The sequence below is a fragment of the Halomonas alkalisoli genome, assembly GCF_021412585.1.
Taxonomy (GTDB): Bacteria; Pseudomonadota; Gammaproteobacteria; order Pseudomonadales; family Halomonadaceae; genus Halomonas; species Halomonas alkalisoli.
This window is the reverse complement of the sequence record NZ_JAKCMI010000037.1, coordinates 201,909-217,274: the sequence shown is the minus strand read 5'-3', so window position 1 is coordinate 217,274 and position 15,366 is coordinate 201,909. Positions and strand designations below refer to the sequence as shown.

13 protein-coding genes and 1 other RNA gene are annotated in these 15,366 nt (G+C 67.5%); all 14 read left to right on the top strand.

The genetic code is table 11. From position 1 onward, the window contains the following. The 14 genes from rsmI to LY622_RS17120 all read left to right on the top strand — a co-directional run bounded on the left by rsmI (window position 1) and on the right by LY622_RS17120 (window position 15,247). Complete coding sequence (gene rsmI / locus LY622_RS17185; protein WP_234292004.1) at window positions 1-858, top strand: 16S rRNA (cytidine(1402)-2'-O)-methyltransferase; 858 nt, start codon at window positions 1-3, stop codon at window positions 856-858. 72 nt (window positions 859-930) lie between these two features. Beyond that, window positions 931-1,295: RNase P RNA component class A (gene rnpB / locus LY622_RS17180), an RNA gene on the top strand. Between the two features lie 102 nt (window positions 1,296-1,397). Continuing rightward, window positions 1,398-2,354, top strand: coding sequence for a 16S rRNA (cytosine(1402)-N(4))-methyltransferase RsmH (rsmH, locus tag LY622_RS17175; RefSeq protein ID WP_234292003.1), 957 nt, complete (start codon window positions 1,398-1,400; stop codon window positions 2,352-2,354). Window positions 2,355-2,362: 8 nt separating this feature from the next. Next, window positions 2,363-2,692 carry a cell division protein FtsL gene (gene ftsL, locus LY622_RS17170; protein WP_234292002.1) on the top strand — a complete coding sequence of 110 codons (330 nt, stop codon included), beginning with the start codon at window positions 2,363-2,365 and terminating at the stop codon, window positions 2,690-2,692. Further along, a complete protein-coding gene (locus LY622_RS17165; RefSeq protein ID WP_234281258.1) occupies window positions 2,689-4,398 on the top strand; it encodes a peptidoglycan D,D-transpeptidase FtsI family protein in 1,710 nt (569 codons plus the stop codon). The genes ftsL and LY622_RS17165 overlap by 4 nt, the downstream gene beginning before the upstream one ends. 31 nt (window positions 4,399-4,429) lie before the next feature. Further along, on the top strand, window positions 4,430-5,944 hold the full coding sequence (locus tag LY622_RS17160) for a UDP-N-acetylmuramoyl-L-alanyl-D-glutamate--2,6-diaminopimelate ligase (protein ID WP_234292001.1): 1,515 nt from the start codon (window positions 4,430-4,432) through the stop codon (window positions 5,942-5,944). Next, window positions 5,937-7,304 carry a UDP-N-acetylmuramoyl-tripeptide--D-alanyl-D-alanine ligase gene (locus LY622_RS17155; RefSeq protein ID WP_234292000.1) on the top strand — a complete coding sequence of 456 codons (1,368 nt, stop codon included), beginning with the start codon at window positions 5,937-5,939 and terminating at the stop codon, window positions 7,302-7,304. The genes LY622_RS17160 and LY622_RS17155 overlap by 8 nt, the downstream gene beginning before the upstream one ends. Before the next feature lie 9 nt (window positions 7,305-7,313). Then, window positions 7,314-8,396, top strand: coding sequence for a phospho-N-acetylmuramoyl-pentapeptide-transferase (gene mraY, locus LY622_RS17150; RefSeq protein ID WP_234291999.1), 1,083 nt, complete (start codon window positions 7,314-7,316; stop codon window positions 8,394-8,396). A 50-nt stretch (window positions 8,397-8,446) separates the two neighbouring features. After that, complete coding sequence (gene murD / locus LY622_RS17145) at window positions 8,447-9,826, top strand: UDP-N-acetylmuramoyl-L-alanine--D-glutamate ligase (protein WP_234291998.1); 1,380 nt, start codon at window positions 8,447-8,449, stop codon at window positions 9,824-9,826. After that, entirely contained in the window at window positions 9,823-11,043 is a 1,221-nt protein-coding gene (gene ftsW, locus LY622_RS17140) for a putative lipid II flippase FtsW (RefSeq protein WP_234291997.1), read from the top strand. The genes murD and ftsW overlap by 4 nt, the downstream gene beginning before the upstream one ends. 29 nt (window positions 11,044-11,072) lie before the next feature. Continuing rightward, a complete protein-coding gene (gene murG, locus LY622_RS17135) occupies window positions 11,073-12,128 on the top strand; it encodes an undecaprenyldiphospho-muramoylpentapeptide beta-N-acetylglucosaminyltransferase (protein WP_234292053.1) in 1,056 nt (351 codons plus the stop codon). Between the two features lie 58 nt (window positions 12,129-12,186). Beyond that, a complete protein-coding gene (gene murC / locus LY622_RS17130) occupies window positions 12,187-13,599 on the top strand; it encodes a UDP-N-acetylmuramate--L-alanine ligase (RefSeq protein WP_234292052.1) in 1,413 nt (470 codons plus the stop codon). Continuing rightward, window positions 13,596-14,525 (top strand): D-alanine--D-alanine ligase, encoded by a 930-nt coding sequence (locus LY622_RS17125; protein WP_234291996.1) that lies wholly within the window; start codon window positions 13,596-13,598, stop codon window positions 14,523-14,525. Before murC ends, LY622_RS17125 begins: the two co-directional genes overlap by 4 nt. Beyond that, window positions 14,522-15,247 (top strand): cell division protein FtsQ/DivIB, encoded by a 726-nt coding sequence (locus tag LY622_RS17120; protein WP_234291995.1) that lies wholly within the window; start codon window positions 14,522-14,524, stop codon window positions 15,245-15,247. Before LY622_RS17125 ends, LY622_RS17120 begins: the two co-directional genes overlap by 4 nt. Window positions 15,248-15,366 lie beyond the last annotated feature (119 nt).

Genomic DNA, 15,366 nt, shown 5'->3' with positions numbered 1-15,366 from the left:
ATGACTGATGTGAATCAGGGAACATTGTACGTGGTCGCTACGCCAATTGGGAATCTGGAAGACCTCTCGTCACGTGCAGCCAGGGTGCTGAGCGAGGTGGCGGTGATTGCCGCCGAGGATACACGCCACACCGCACGGCTGCTGCGCCACCTGGGGCTTGCGTTGCCGATGCTCTCTCTCCATGAGCATAACGAGGCGGCGCGCGTCGCTCAACTCGATGAGCGGTTGGTCGGTGGTGAGGATATCGCCCTGGTCTCTGATGCCGGCACGCCCTTGATCAGCGACCCCGGGTTCGTCCTGGTGCGGGAGCTGCGTGCCCGTGGGCGTCGTATCGTGCCGGTGCCGGGCGCCTGTGCGCTGGTGGCGGCGCTCTCGGCCGCCGGGCTGCCCACGGATCGTTTCCTCTTCCAGGGTTTCCTGCCGGCGAAGGGCGGTGCTCGCCGCCTGCGCCTGGAGGGGCTTGCCGCCCGCGAGGAGACGCTGGTCTTCTACGAGTCGCCGCACCGTATCCGCGATACCCTGGCGGATATCGCCGGTACGCTGGGTGGGCGCCGAGTGGTATTGGCGCGAGAGCTGACCAAGGCCTTCGAGACCTTTCTGGACGGCAGTGCGGAGGCGCTCCTGGCGCGCATGGAGGAGGACCCGGACCAGGCTCGGGGTGAGTTCGTGATCATGATAGAGGGTGCCGAGCCGCGCGACGCCCCCGAGGCGGGCGATGTCGAAGCCGATGCCTTGCTGGGTGCGCTGCTGGCCGAGGATGTCGGTGTCAAGCAGGCGGCAGCCGTGGCGGCACGGCTGCTGGGTGGTCCGAAGAAGGTCTGGTATGGCCGGGCCCAGGCGCTCAAGGATGCGCGCTGACGCACCGGGCTCTGCGTCCGATGACGAGGAAAGGCATTGAGAGGGCTCCGGTGCGCTGTTATTCTTGCGCTCGGAGTCGGCCAGACAGTCGCCGCCGTGCCGGCCCTCGCGGTCGGCCGGGGGAGGAAAGTCCGGGCTCCATAGGGCAGGGTGCCAGGTAACGCCTGGGCGGCGTGAGCCGACGGAAAGTGCAGCAGAGAGTAGACCGCCTACGTCTCCTTCGGGAGGCCGGTAAGGGTGAAAGGGTGCGGTAAGAGCGCACCGCGCGCCTGGTAACAGTGCGTGGCATGGTAAACCCCACCCGGAGCAAGACCAAATAGGAACCCAATGGCGTGGCCCGCGTCGGGTTCGGGTAGGTTGCTCGAGGGCCGTGGTGACGCGGCCCCTAGATGAATGGCTGTCCTCGACAGAACCCGGCTTATCGGCCGACTCCCCCTGATTTCAATTTTCCGTTACCGGTCCTAGGGAAGCGCAGACATTTATGCAATGTTTCCCCAGGCCGGTCGGTATACTCAGCTATCGATAATCCAGAGAAGCGCATGTCGTCAACCGCACCTGAACCGGCCCACCGCGGCTTTCGTCATGCCAGCGTACTGCTGGACGGCGCCGTGGAGGCGCTCGTTCACGATCCCGGCGGCGCCTACCTGGACGGCACCTTCGGCCGAGGCGGCCATTCCCGGGCCATTCTTGCCCGGCTGGCCCCCGAGGGGCGCCTGTTGGCCATTGATCGTGACCCCCACGCCATTGCCGAAGCGGCGGACATCGACGATGCCCGCTTCACCATCGAGCAGGGGGAGTTTGCGCGACTGGGCGAGCTGGCCGAACGGCATGGCCTGCATGGCAAGCTGGCCGGTGTGTTGCTCGACGTCGGCGTCTCCTCGCCACAGCTGGATGATCCCGAACGTGGCTTCAGCTTCCTGCGCGACGGCCCGCTGGACATGCGCATGGACCCGACCCGGGGCGAGAGTGCGGCGGCCTGGCTGGCTCGTGCCGGCGAGGCCGATATCGCCCGGGTCTTCAAGACCTACGGCGAGGAGCGCTTTGCCAAGCGGCTGGCCAGGGCCGTGGTGACGCGCCGTGCCGAGCGTCCCTTCAGCCGTACGGCGGACCTGGCCGAGGTGCTGAAGGTCGCTCACCCGGCCTGGGAGAAGGGCAAGCATCCCGCGACCCGGGCCTTTCAGGCGCTGCGTATCCATATCAATGGCGAGCTGGAGCAGCTCGATGCGGCGCTCGAGGCCGCGCTGGAAGCCTTGGCCCCCGGTGGCCACCTGGTGGTGATCAGCTTCCACTCGCTGGAGGATCGCCGGGTCAAGCGATTCATTCGTGAGCACGTGCGTGGGGACACCGACCTTCCCCGTGGCGTCCCGATCCGTGACGACCAGCTCGCCAGGCGCCTGGCTCCGCTGGGCAAGGCCCGGCGACCGACACCAGAAGAAGTCGATTCCAACCCCCGCGCCCGCAGTGCGGTCATGCGGGCAGCGCGCAAGCTGGTTTGAGGAACGGCATGAAGCAAGGATTGCAACCCTCGCGTTCCACCCTGTCCCGCTGGGCCCCTGCCAGCCTGCCGAGCGGCGACCTGCTTCTGGCGGCGGGGCTGGTGATGGCCTGCCTGATCACCGCCACCGCGGTGATCAATGTAAGCCACCTTACCCGTGAGCAGTACGCCCACTTGCAGCAGCTCGAGCGTGAGCGCGATCAGCTGCAGACCGAGTGGGGGCAGCTGCTGTTGGAGGAAAGCGCCTGGTCGTCGCCGGCGCGAATCGAGCGCCTGGCCGTCGAAAGGCTGGAAATGCGACTGCCCCATGTCAACGAAGTCGAGGTCATTCGGCCATGACCGCGGAAGCTCGCAGCGGTGTGTCGCCGCGTCGCCGCCCGCCTTCCGCTCCCATGGGCGGTGCGCGCTATTATCTGGTTCTCTTCCTGGTCCTGGTCGGTATGCTGCTGCTGGCGGGGCGTATCGTGACGCTGCATGTCATCGACCGCTCGTTCCTGCAAGGGCAGGGGGATGCCAGGACGCTGCGCACCGAATCCCTCACCGCCCACCGGGGCATGATCAGCGACCGTAACGGTGAGCCACTGGCCATCTCCACGCCGGTGGTAACGCTATGGGCCAATCCCCAGGAAGTCCCCGAAGACCGTATACAGCGGCTGATGCTGGCCCAGGCCCTGAACATGTCTCCGGATGATCTCGATGCGCGCCTGGAGCGCTTCAGCGAGCGTGAATTCATGTACCTGCGGCGGCAGCTGACGCCGGAGGCGGCACAGCGTGTTCTCGGCCTGCGCATGGCCGGTGTCTATGCCCAGCATGAGTACAAGCGTTACTACCCGGCCGGCGAGGTGACCGCTCAGCTGCTGGGCGTGACCAATGTCGACGACCTGGGCCAGGAGGGCGTGGAGCTTGCCTATCAGCCCTACCTGGCCGGCACGCCGGGGCAGCGTCGCGTGATCAAGGACCGTCGCGGCCGCCTGGTCCGCGACCTGGCGATCCTGCGCGAGGCGCAGCCCGGGGGCGAGCTGGTGCTCTCCATCGATCAGCGGCTTCAGTACATGGCCTATCGTGAGCTCAAGGCCGCCGTCGCCGAGCATGAGGCCGATGGCGGGGTGGTGGTGATGATGGATGCTCGCACCGGCGAAGTGCTGGCCATGGCCAACCAGCCTTCCTATAACCCCAATAACCGGGCCGGCCTCGATCCGCGGGGGCTGCGCAATCAGGCCATCGTCGATGTCTTCGAGCCGGGCTCGGTGATGAAGCCGCTGGCCATGGCGGCGATCATGGAGAGCGGCCAGTTCGACCTGGATGTCGTGGTCGATACCTCGCCTGGCTGGATGATGCTGGACCGCTTCACCATTCGCGACATTCGCAACTATGGGCGGCTGGACCTGGCCGGCATCCTCGAGAAATCCTCCAATATCGGCATGTCGAGGCTGGTGCTCGAGCTCGATGAGCCGCTGGTGCCCGAGCTCTATCGTCGCCTGGGCTTCGGCCAGAGTACCGAAACGGGCTTCCCCGGCGAGGCCGTCGGCCACATGCCGGCCCCGGTACGCTGGTCGCGCAGCCAGTGGGCCGCGCTCTCCTATGGCTATGGCCTGTCGGTTTCCGCACTGCAGCTGGCCAGTGCCTATACGGCCCTCGCCAACGACGGGGTGCGCATGCCCCCCTCCCTGCTTCGACTGCCGGAAGCCCCTGCCGGCACCCCGACCATCGATCCCGTCATCGCCCACAACCTGTTGCGCATCATGGAGGAGTCCGTCCAGCCGGGCACGGGTGGCCGCCGCGCGGCGGTGCCGGGTTATCGGGTGGCCGGCAAGACGGGGACGGTGCGCAAGACTTCTGCCAGCGGCTACGAGCAGAATGCCTACCGCAGCCTGTTCGCCGGCGTGGCACCGGTCTCCGATCCGCGCATCGTCACCATCGTGATGATCGATCACCCCCGGGCCGGTGACTACTTTGGCGGAGCCGTAGCGGCTCCGGTATTCTCTCGTGTCACCGGCGGTGCGCTGCGGCTGCTCGATGTGCCGCCAGACCAGCGCATACGATGACGCTATCCTGCTTTTCCTCGGAGGTGACCCCATGGAGGTGAGTGCTTCCCGTTTTCAGGCGGCGCTGAAGCGATGCTGGCCCGGCCTGCCGATCCCCGACCTCGTGCCGGGCGAGCCGGTTCGGCTGGTGCTCGACAGCCGCCGCCTGTCCCAGGGAGACATCTTCGTGGCCGTCCCGGGGGTCAGCGTCGATGGACGCGCCTTCCTTGCCGATGCCCTGGCCGCCGGCGCCGGATGGGTGCTCTACCATACCGAGCCAGGGGAGGCCCTGCCGGCCTCTGCCCAGGAGCAACGCGTGCTGGCCTTGCCCTTTCTGCGCCAGCGCCTGGGCGAACTGGGCCACGAGCTCTTCGCGGTCCCCGAGGGGCTCGAGCTGATCGGGGTCACCGGCACCAACGGCAAGAGCTCGGTGACGCACTACCTGGCCGAACTGAGTGCCGCCCTGGGGCGGGATGCCGGGGTCGTGGGGACCCTCGGGCATGGCCGACCCGCCGCGCTGGCAGCGGCCGAGCTGACCACGCCTGGGCCGTTGGCCCTGCAGGCGTCGCTGGGTGACATGGCCCGGGACGGCATCGACCGCGTCGCGATGGAGGTCTCGTCCCACGCCCTGGAGCAGGGGCGACTGGATGGCTGCCAGCTGACGGCAGCGCTCTTTACCAACCTGAGCCGTGATCATCTCGACTATCACGGCAGCATGGCGGCCTACGCGGCCGCCAAGGCACGGCTGTTCCGGCGCCCCGAGCTGTCGCTTGCCGTGGTCAATGCCGACGACCCCCTGGCACGCCTGATGCTGGCCGGCGTGGCGCCGGGGGTGCGGGTGCTGGCGGTGGGCGACGATGCCGCAGCGACGCTGCGGGTGCTCGACTGGAAGCCCTCCGAGCATGGTCAGCTGGCGTTGGTGGCCACTCCCGAGGGGGAGATGGCCCTGGAGCTGCCGCTGATGGGGCGCTTCAACCTGGACAACGTGCTGCTGGCCATCGCCACGCTCTATGGCTTGGGCGAGTCGCTGCCAGCGCTGTTCGAGGCGGCGACACGACTGGTGCCGGTGCCGGGGCGAATGCAGGCGGTGCGTCGGCCTGGCTGCCCCACGGTGATCGTCGACTACGCACACACGCCGGATGCCCTGGAAAATGCCCTGATTGCCCTGCGCCACCACCTCCCCGGCGAGGGGCAACTCTGGTGCCTGTTCGGCTGTGGCGGCGATCGGGACGGCGGCAAGCGGCCATTAATGGCGCAGGCCGCCGAGCGCCATGCGGATCGGCTGGTGGTAACCGACGACAACCCCCGCAGCGAGGACCCCGCTGCCATTCGCGACCAGGTGCTGGAGGGCCTGTCGGCCGAAGCCCGCCGACAGGCCTGGGTCATCGCCGGGCGCGGCGAGGCCATCGAGCGGACGCTGGCAGAGGCCGGCGCCGACGACCTGGTGTTGCTGGCCGGCAAGGGCCACGAGCCCTACCAGGAGGTCGATGGGGTGCGCCACCCGTTCTGCGATACGCAACGGGCCGAGGCGTCACTGCGGCGGCGTGGGGGTGACAACGATGCCTAGGCCTGGTCTGGCGACACTGGCGGAAGTGGCCGAAGCGCTCGGAGTGGCCCTTCCCGGGGAAGATCGGCGGCTGGATGACATCGTGACCGACTCGCGCAGTCCAGTTCCCGGTGCCCTGTTCGTGGCACTTCGCGGGGAGCGCTTCGACGCCCATGACTTCATCGCCCAGGCGCGGGAAGCCGGGGCGGTAGCGGCGCTGGTCGAGGCGCCGGTGGACGACCCGCTGCCGCAGCTGGTGGTGCCGGATACCCGTCTGGCCCTGGGGTTGCTGGGGCGGGCACGGCGCCGGGCCTGGGGTGGCCCGTTGGTGGCAGTGACCGGTAACAGCGGCAAGACCAGCGTCAAGGAGATCCTCTCTCAGCTGCTGGGCCGCCCCGGCGAGACCCTGGCCACCCATGGCAACCTCAACAACGATATCGGTGCGCCGCTCACGCTGCTTGCGCTGCATTCCCACCATCGGCAGGCGGTGGTGGAGCTCGGCGCGAATCATCTGGGCGAAATCGCCTGGACCACGATGCTCGCCCGGCCGCAGGTGGCGATCATCACCAACGTCACCGGCGCCCATGTGGGCGAGTTCGGCGGCATGGGGCAGATCGCCCAGGCCAAGGCGGAGATCCTCGCCGGCCTGGGCGACGACGGCATCGCGGTGCTCAATCGCGACGATCGCTACTTCCCGCTCTGGTCGCGGCTTGCCGCTCCGCGGCCGGTCATGGATTTCGGTTTTAGCGAAGAGGCACGGGTGCATGCCGTCGAGCTGGCCTGTGACGCCATGGGGCGCTATGCTTTCACGCTTGTCGTGGACGGGCGCCGGTGCGGCCGGGTCCAGCTCGCCCTGCTGGGGCGTCATGGCGTCGCCAATGCACTGGCGGCAACGGCCGGCGCCATTGCGCTGGGCGTCGCCATCGAGCCGCTGCTGGCCAGGCTGGAGGCCGTCATGCCCATGCCGGGGCGCCTGAGCGCGGAACCCGGCATCAACGGATGCCGGCTGCTCGATGATACGTATAATGCCAACCCAGGCGCGGTGAAGGCAGCCATGGCGCTGCTGGCCGAGCTGCCGGGGCCGCGGTGGTGCCTGCTGGGCGCCATGGGCGAACTGGGGGAGGCATCGGACCGACTGCATGCCGAAGTCGGCCGCTATGCGCGGGAACTGGGAATCGACGTGCTCGGCACCTGCGGCGAGCTGGCGCAGCCAGCCAGCAGCGCCTTCGGAGAGGGCGGGTGCCATTTCAACGACCGCGACGCGCTGACGCGCCACGTTCTGAATCAACTCCCCCCCGGGGCAAGCGTACTGATCAAGGGATCGCGCAGTGCCGGAATGGAGCGGGTCGTGGCCGCACTACGCGCTGACGCATCAAGGTGAACGCAACACATGCTGCTTTTTCTGGCTAATTTCCTGGCGCAATACCAGAGCGCCTTCAATGTCTTCAATTACCTCACCCTGCGGATGATCCTGGGGACCATGACGGCCCTGCTGCTCTGTCTGTGGCTGGGCCCCTGGATGATTCGTCGACTGGTCGAGCGGCAGATCGGCCAGGCGGTGCGCGATGACGGCCCCCAGTCCCATCTGTCCAAGGCCGGCACGCCGACCATGGGTGGCGCCATGATCCTGATGGCCATCGCCGTCAGTACGCTGCTGTGGTCGGACCTGAGCGTGCACTATGTCTGGATCGTGCTGGTGGTGACCCTGGGCTTCGGTGCCATTGGCTGGGTCGACGACTATCGCAAGGTGGTGGAGAAGAATCCCAGGGGGCTGCCGGCTCGCTGGAAGTACCTGTGGCAGTCGGTCATCGGCCTGATCGCCGCACTGGTACTCTATTACACCGCCGGCAACCCGGTGGAAACCAGCCTGATCGTGCCGCTGTTCAAGGATATCGTGATACCGCTGGGGGTCTTCTACATCGTGTTGACCTACCTGGTGATCGTCGGCAGCTCCAATGCAGTCAACCTCACCGATGGCCTGGATGGGCTGGCGATCATGCCCACCGTCATGGTGGCCATGGGCCTGGCGGTATTCGCCTACGCCAGCGGCAACGCGGTGTTCGCCAACTACCTGCAGATCCCCAACATCATCGGGGCCGGCGAGCTGGCGGTGTTCTGCGCTACCATTTCGGGAGCCGGCCTGGGCTTCCTCTGGTTCAACACCTATCCGGCCCAGGTCTTCATGGGCGACGTCGGAGCGCTGGCGCTGGGCGCCGCGCTGGGGGTGGTGGCGGTCATCGTTCGCCAGGAGATCGTGCTGTTCATCATGGGGGGCATCTTCGTCCTGGAGACCGTGTCGGTGATCCTCCAGGTGGGTTCCTACAAGCTGACGGGGCGCCGTATCTTTCGCATGGCGCCGCTGCATCATCACTACGAACTCAAGGGGTGGCCCGAGCCGCGCGTCATCGTGCGCTTCTGGATCATCACCGTGGTGATGGTGCTGATCGGCCTTGCCACCCTGAAGATACGCTGAGCGCCAGGCGTGCCTATTTTCGAACCCTGCGCAACGGACGGGAGGCGAGCATGCTGAAGGTGCCGAAGGGTATGACCCTGGTGGTCGGTCTCGGCATATCCGGCCGCGCCATATGCCGGCACCTGTCGCGGCAGGGCGTGCCCTACATGGTGGCCGATACCCGTGCCGTCCCGCCCGGCGTCGACGACTTCCATGCGGCGCACCCGGGGGTCGAGATTCACTGCGGGCCGCTGACATCGCTGGACCTGAGCGAGGTGGAGGAGGTGGTGCTCAGTCCCGGAGTGGATCCGCGCACGCCGGGGCTCGCCGAACTTGCCGGGCGGGTGCGCGATGCTACCGGGGAGCCCCTGGTGGTCGGCGAGATTGCGCTCTTCGTGCGCGCCTGTCGCGCGCCGATCGCCGCCATCACCGGCTCCAATGCCAAGTCCACCGTCACCACCCTGCTCGGCGAGATGGCCCGGGAGTCGGGCCGGCGCGTGGCGGTGGGCGGCAACCTGGGTACGCCGGCACTGGACCTGCTCGATGACGAGCCGAATGCCGACTGCTACGTACTGGAGCTTTCCAGCTTCCAGCTGGAGACCACGCCACGCCTGGGGGCCGAGACCGCTGCCTTTCTCAATCTCTCCGAGGATCATCTTGACCGGCATGGCGACATGGCGGGCTATCGTGCCGCCAAGCTGGGTATCTTCCGGGGTGCCCGGCACGGCGTGATCAATGCCGACGATGCCATGACCCGACCGCTGGAGCGTCTGCCGGCCCAGGACAGCTTTACCACCCGGGCGCCCCAGGACGGTGAATGGGGCATCGCCATTCATGACGGCGGCGACTGGCTGATGCACGGCGATACGCCACTGATGCCGGTGCGCGAGATGCGCCTGGCAGGCCGGCACAATCACGCCAATGCGCTGGCTGCCTTGGCCATGGGGCATCGCCTGGAATTCCCGATGGCGGCCATGTGCCGAGTGCTGCGCCGCTTTTCCGGTCTGCCGCACCGCGGGGAGGTGATCGCCGAGGTCGATGGCGTGCGCTGGATCAACGACTCCAAGGGTACCAATGTCGGTGCCGCCCTTGCCGCCATAGCGGGCCTGGGACCGACCCTGGACGGCCAGCTGATCCTGCTGGCGGGCGGCATGGGGAAAGGGGCCGACTTTGTCCCGCTGGCCGAACCCCTTGCCCGGTACGGCCGCGAAGCGATCCTCTTCGGCCTGGATGCCGAACGCCTCGAAAAGGCGCTGAGGGGCAGGGTGAGCCTCACCCTGGTCGACGACCTCGAGGCGGCCATGGCCCGGGCCCAGGCGATCGCCGAGCCGGGAGACTGCGTGCTGCTGTCGCCGGCCTGCGCCAGCCTCGATCAGTTCGCCAACTACCAGGAGCGCGGTGAAGTCTTCCGCCGCTGGGTCGGTCGCCATGCTGCAGGAGTCTCTCCGTGATACGTCTCGCCAGGCTTCGTCAGAAACTCTCCACCCAGCACCAGCCCTTCGATGGCTGGCTGGTGTTTGCCGCCATTGCGCTGATGCTCATCGGCTGGGTGATGGTGACATCGGCTTCCACGGAAGTGGCCGCCGGGCTGACCGGAAACCCCTGGTACTTCAGTCAGCGCCATGCGCTGTTCGTGGTCCTGGCCCTGGTGGCGGCCGGCTTTACGCTTCGCTCTCCGCTGGCCTGGTGGCGTGCCAACGGTCCCCTGCTGCTGCTGGTCAGTATTGTGCTGCTGGTGCTGGTGCTGTTCGTCGGCCGCGAGGTCAACGGCAGCCGGCGCTGGCTCTCCATCCCCGGGATACCCTTCAACCTGCAGGTGTCGGAAGTCGCCAAGCTCTGCCTGATTGCCTACCTGGCCGGTTACCTGGAGCGTTTTCTGCCCCAGGTGCGGCGCCACTGGGGCGCCTTCCTGCGTCCGCTGCTGGTGATGGGCATCATCGCCGTGCTGCTGATTCTCGAGCCCGACTACGGCGCCGTGGTGGTCATGACCGGCTGCGTGATGGGCATGCTGCTGATGGCCGGGGCGCCCTGGGTCCGCTTCGTGCTGATCCTGGGCGCCGTCGGGGTGCTGGGCTTCTACGTCGCCATCGCCGAGCCCTATCGCCTGGCTCGCCTCACCAGCTTTTCCGATCCCTGGGCGGATCAGTTCGCCAGCGGCTACCAGCTGACCCAGGCCTTGATCGCCTACGGTCGCGGGCACTGGCTGGGGATGGGGTTGGGCAACAGCGTACAGAAGCTCTTCTACCTGCCCGAGGCCCATACCGACTTCGTCTTCGCCGTGCTGGCCGAGGAGCTGGGGCTGTTTGGCGCGCTCGGCGTCGTCGGGCTCTTTGCCCTGCTGATCTACCGGGCCATGGCCGTGGGGCGCCGCGCCGAACTGGCCGGCATGGCATTTGCGGCCTACCTCAGCTACGGCATTGCGCTGGTGGTGGGTGCCCAGGCCTTCATCAATATCGCCGTCAGTACCGGCATGCTACCCACCAAGGGTTTGACGCTGCCCCTGCTGAGCTACGGCGGTTCGAGCCTGTTGATCAGTGCCATGATGATGGCGCTGTTGCTGCGTGCCGATATCGAGACACGGCTGGCGCAGCGAAGAGCGAAGCCCGTCGCGCGCCGTGAAACCGCGGCCGGGCGCCGGGCGCTGGAAGCGGAGGGAGTCGGCAAGTGAGCAAGGCGAAGGCACGGCGCGTATTGATCATGGCGGGGGGCACCGGGGGGCATGTGATTCCTGCCCTGTCCCTGGCCAGGGGGTTGCAGGAGAGAGGGGTGGAGGTCCACTGGCTGGGTAGCCCGCGGGGGATCGAGAATCGCCTGGTGCCTGCCGCCGATATTCCGCTCAACCGCATTTCGGTGGCCGGGCTGCGCGGCAACGGCCTGGCCGGCTGGCTGCTGGCCCCCTTCAACCTCACCCGTGCCGTATGGCAGGCTCTCCGTATCCTGCGCCGGCTCGATCCGCAGCTGGTGGTCGGGCTTGGCGGCTTTGCCAGCGGCCCCGGTGGGCTTGCCGCCTGGCTGACGCGACGGCCGCTGATCATTCATGAGCAGAATGCCGTGGCGGGCTTGACCAACCGGGCCCTGGCACGCCTGGCGAAGCGGGTCTACGGGGCCTTCGACCATGCCTTCCCCGGCCGCGCCGAGGTGATCGGCAACCCGGTGCGTGCGGATATCGCCGCCCTGGGAGAGATGCCGCGGGACAGCGAGACGATGGCCGACCGGCCCCTGCGGCTGCTGGTGGTCGGCGGTTCGCTGGGGGCGCTGGCCCTGAACCAGCGTGTGCCGGAGGGGCTGGCCCGTCTGCCGGAAGCGTTGCGGCCAGCGGTCTGGCACCAGGCAGGGCGGGACAAGGAGGCGGCCACCCGGCAAGCGTATGCCACGCAAGGGGTCGAGGCCGAGGTAACCGACTTCATCGAGGACATGGCGGCGGCCTACGACTGGGCCGACCTGGTGGTGTGCCGTGCCGGGGCACTGACCGTCTCCGAGCTGGCGGCCGCCGCCAAGCCGGCCCTCTTCGTGCCACTGCCCCACGCGGTCGACGACCACCAGACCGTCAATGCCCGCGCCCTGGTCGCGGCGGGGGCGGCCGAACTGCTGCCGCAACACGACATGACGGCAGTGTCGCTCGCCGAGCGCCTGACGACACTGCTGCAACCCGATACCCTGGCCACCATGGCGCAGCGCTCACGGAGGTGTGCGCACCTCGATGCCGTCGAGCGTCTGGTGGCTGGCTGCATGGAGACAGCTCTTGAGCGATAGCACCCTGAGGCCGGTTCCCGGCCAGGCAACCCCCCCCCACCATGGACGGGGCCTGGGCATGCGCCGTATCCGGCGCATCCATTTCGTGGGCATTGGTGGCGCCGGCATGTGCGGCATCGCCGAAGTGCTCGCCAACCAGGGCTACCAGGTCAGCGGCAGCGATCTCAAGGCCTCGCCGGTCGTCGAACGGCTGCGCGCCAGGGGCATCCAGGTGGCCATCGGTCACGCCGCCGAGAACGTGATGAACGCCGACGTGGTGGTGGTCTCCACCGCCGTGGACGAGTCCAATCCCGAGATCCTGTGGGCCCATGAGCATCGGGTGCCGGTGGTTCGCCGTGCCGAGATGCTGGCCGAGCTGATGCGCTTTCGACACGGCATTGCGGTTGCCGGTACCCACGGCAAGACCACGACCACCAGCCTCACGGCAACGCTGCTGGGTGAAGGGGGGCTGGATCCGACCTTCGTGATTGGCGGACGGCTGACCAGCGCCGGCGCCAACGCCCGGCTGGGGGAGGGGGACTACCTGGTGGCCGAGGCCGACGAGTCCGATGCCTCCTTCCTCCACCTGCAGCCCATGGTGTCGATCGTCACCAATATCGACGCCGACCACATGAGTACCTATGGCGGCGACTTCGATCGCCTCAAGAGTACCTTCATCGAATTTCTGCACAATCTGCCCTTCTATGGGCTGGCGATCCTGTGTATCGACGATGAGCATGTGCGCGGCCTGCTGGAGCGAGTCCACCGCCAGTTCGTCACCTATGGCTTCAGCGAGGACGCCGACTATCGGATCGTGGACTTCGTCCAGGAGGCCGGCGAGGTTCGCTTCACGGCGCTGCGCCCCGATGGGCTGGCGCCGCTGGCGGTTCGCCTGGCGATGCCGGGGCGTCACAATGCCCTCAATGCCCTGGCAGCCATCGTCGTGGCCACCGATGCCGGCGTCGACGACGGCGCCATCCTGCGCGGTCTGGCCGGTTTTGCCGGCGTGGGTCGTCGCTTCCAGGTCCATGGTCACTTCCCGCCACCCGGCGACGAGGGCGAGGTCATGCTGGTGGACGACTATGGTCATCACCCGCGGGAAGTGGAGATGGTCATCCGGGCGGTCCGTGCCGGATGGCCCAAGCGTCGCCTGGTGATGGTCTATCAGCCCCATCGTTATACCCGCACCCGTGATCTCTACGAGGACTTCGTGAGGGTGCTCGGCGAGGTCGATACGCTGCTGCTGCTGGATGTCTACAGCGCCGGCGAGGCGCCGATCCCCGGCGCCGATGGCCGGACGCTGGCGGGCTCCATTCGCCAGCGGGGAGGGCTCGACCCGATCTTCGTGCAGCACAAGTCGGAGCTGCCCGGGCTGCTGGAGCGGGTGCTGCGCCCCGGGGATATCCTGATCACCCAGGGGGCCGGCGACGTGGGCGGCATTGCCCAGGCCCTGGCAGAGAGCAGGCTCAAGCTCGATGAGGTATCGCTATGATCTCGCCAAGGGATTTTGGACGTGTGGTGGTGCTCTATGGCGGAGAGTCCGCCGAGCGTGAGGTGTCGCTCAAGAGCGGGGCGGCGGTATTGGGGGCGCTGGAGCGCAGCGGCGTCGATGTCATCGGTTACGATCCCGCGGATGGCGGGCTGGTCGGGCTCGAGGCGCTGGCTCCCGATCGCGTCTTCATTGCCCTCCATGGTCGTGGCGGCGAGGATGGCACGCTCCAGGGCGCGCTGGAACTGCTGCGCATTCCCTATACCGGCAGCGGCGTGCTGGCCTCTGCACTGGGCATGGACAAGCGGTTGACCAAGCAGGTCTGGCAGTCGGTGGGCCTGCCGACGCCGGAGTCGCTGATGCTCGAGCAGGACGCCGACTGGGACGATGTGATCGCACGGCTGGGCCTGCCGCTGATCGTCAAGCCGGTCCATGAAGGGTCGACGCTGGGAATCGGTATTGTTGACAGCCGAGAGGCCCTGGTGGCCGCCTACCGGGATGCCGTCCGCTACGACGCGCGGGTAATGGCCGAGCGCTTTATCGCCGGCGAGGAGTATACGGTCTCGCTGCTGAATGAGACGGTACTCCCGGCCATTCGCGTCGAGGTACCCGGCGGCTTCTACGACTATGACGCCAAGTACGTCTCCAACGATACGCTCTATCATCTGCCCTGCGGGCTGGAGGCCCATGAGGAGGCTGAGCTGGGTGAGCTCTGCCGCCAGGCCTTCGAGGCCATTGGCGGGGAAGGCTGGGGGCGGGTCGATGTCATGCGCGATGGGGATGGCCGCTTCTGGCTGATCGAGGTCAACACCTCGCCGGGCATGACCGATCACAGCCTGGTGCCGCAGGCGGCGGCCCACGCGGGCATCGATTTCGATACCCTGGTGTGTCGCATCCTGGCTGCTACGCTGACGAACGGGCGGACATGAGCAAGCGCGGCTCGCTGACCGGGTTGTTATTGTTGCTGATCCTGCTAGGGGCCGGCGGCCGCGCGCTCTGGACCTGGCTGGACCGTCCCATCGAGCGGGTCTCGATTCGTGGCGAACTCAGCCATGTCAACGCCGACTACCTGCGCTCGCAGCTGGCGCCCCTGGTGCAGGGGGAGACCTGGCTGTCGGCGGACCTGCCGGCGCTGCGCCGGCGGGCGCGGGCGGTGAATTGGCTGGCGGAGGTCCGTGTGGCTCGGGAGTGGCCCTATGCGCTGGCCTTCGAGCTGGTCGAGCAGGTGCCGGTGGCCCGCTGGAACGACGACTACCTGCTCAACCCGGAGGGCGAGCCCTTCGCCTTTGCACCGGTGCTGCCTCCACCCGGCCTGCCCGACCTCGCCGGCCCCGTCGGCAGCGGGGCCGAAGTGCTGGCCTACCATGATCGACTGGTGCCGCGCTTCGACGCCCTGGGGCTGACCATCAGTCAGCTCAGGCTCGAGCCGCGTGGCGCCTGGCGGCTGCAGCTCGACGATGGGGTCTGGGTCATGCTGGGTCGCAGCGATCGTGAAGCGCGCCTGGCCCGCCTGGGAGCCGCCTGGCAGCGACAGCTGGGACAGCAGGCCGAGCATATCCGCTATATCGATCTGCGTTATCCCAATGGCGTTGCGGTGGCATGGCACGGCGAAACGGAAATCGAAGAGGCGGAAAACGACGATGCAGGCTGAGTCCTTTTTTGAATGCATGGCTACAGGATTCGAACGAAGCCGGTGTTCCTTTTGCGAGAAATAACCCGTATCGTGAGTCCAGTTTTACGTATTGGACTGGTGGTTTAACGCTAGTTGTT

Coding starts and splice junctions, on each gene's coding strand:
- mraY (WP_234291999.1), top strand. CDS start 7,314: ATGCTGCTTTTTCTGGCTAATTTCCTGGCGCAATACCAGAGCGCCTTC.
- LY622_RS17125 (WP_234291996.1), top strand. CDS start 13,596: ATGATCTCGCCAAGGGATTTTGGACGTGTGGTGGTGCTCTATGGCGGA.
- LY622_RS17160 (WP_234292001.1), top strand. CDS start 4,430: ATGGAGGTGAGTGCTTCCCGTTTTCAGGCGGCGCTGAAGCGATGCTGG.
- murG (WP_234292053.1), top strand. CDS start 11,073: ATGGCGGGGGGCACCGGGGGGCATGTGATTCCTGCCCTGTCCCTGGCC.
- rsmI (WP_234292004.1), top strand. CDS start 1: ATGACTGATGTGAATCAGGGAACATTGTACGTGGTCGCTACGCCAATT.
- rsmH (WP_234292003.1), top strand. CDS start 1,398: ATGTCGTCAACCGCACCTGAACCGGCCCACCGCGGCTTTCGTCATGCC.
- murD (WP_234291998.1), top strand. CDS start 8,447: ATGCTGAAGGTGCCGAAGGGTATGACCCTGGTGGTCGGTCTCGGCATA.
- ftsL (WP_234292002.1), top strand. CDS start 2,363: ATGAAGCAAGGATTGCAACCCTCGCGTTCCACCCTGTCCCGCTGGGCC.
- LY622_RS17120 (WP_234291995.1), top strand. CDS start 14,522: ATGAGCAAGCGCGGCTCGCTGACCGGGTTGTTATTGTTGCTGATCCTG.
- LY622_RS17165 (WP_234281258.1), top strand. CDS start 2,689: ATGACCGCGGAAGCTCGCAGCGGTGTGTCGCCGCGTCGCCGCCCGCCT.
- LY622_RS17155 (WP_234292000.1), top strand. CDS start 5,937: ATGCCTAGGCCTGGTCTGGCGACACTGGCGGAAGTGGCCGAAGCGCTC.
- murC (WP_234292052.1), top strand. CDS start 12,187: ATGCGCCGTATCCGGCGCATCCATTTCGTGGGCATTGGTGGCGCCGGC.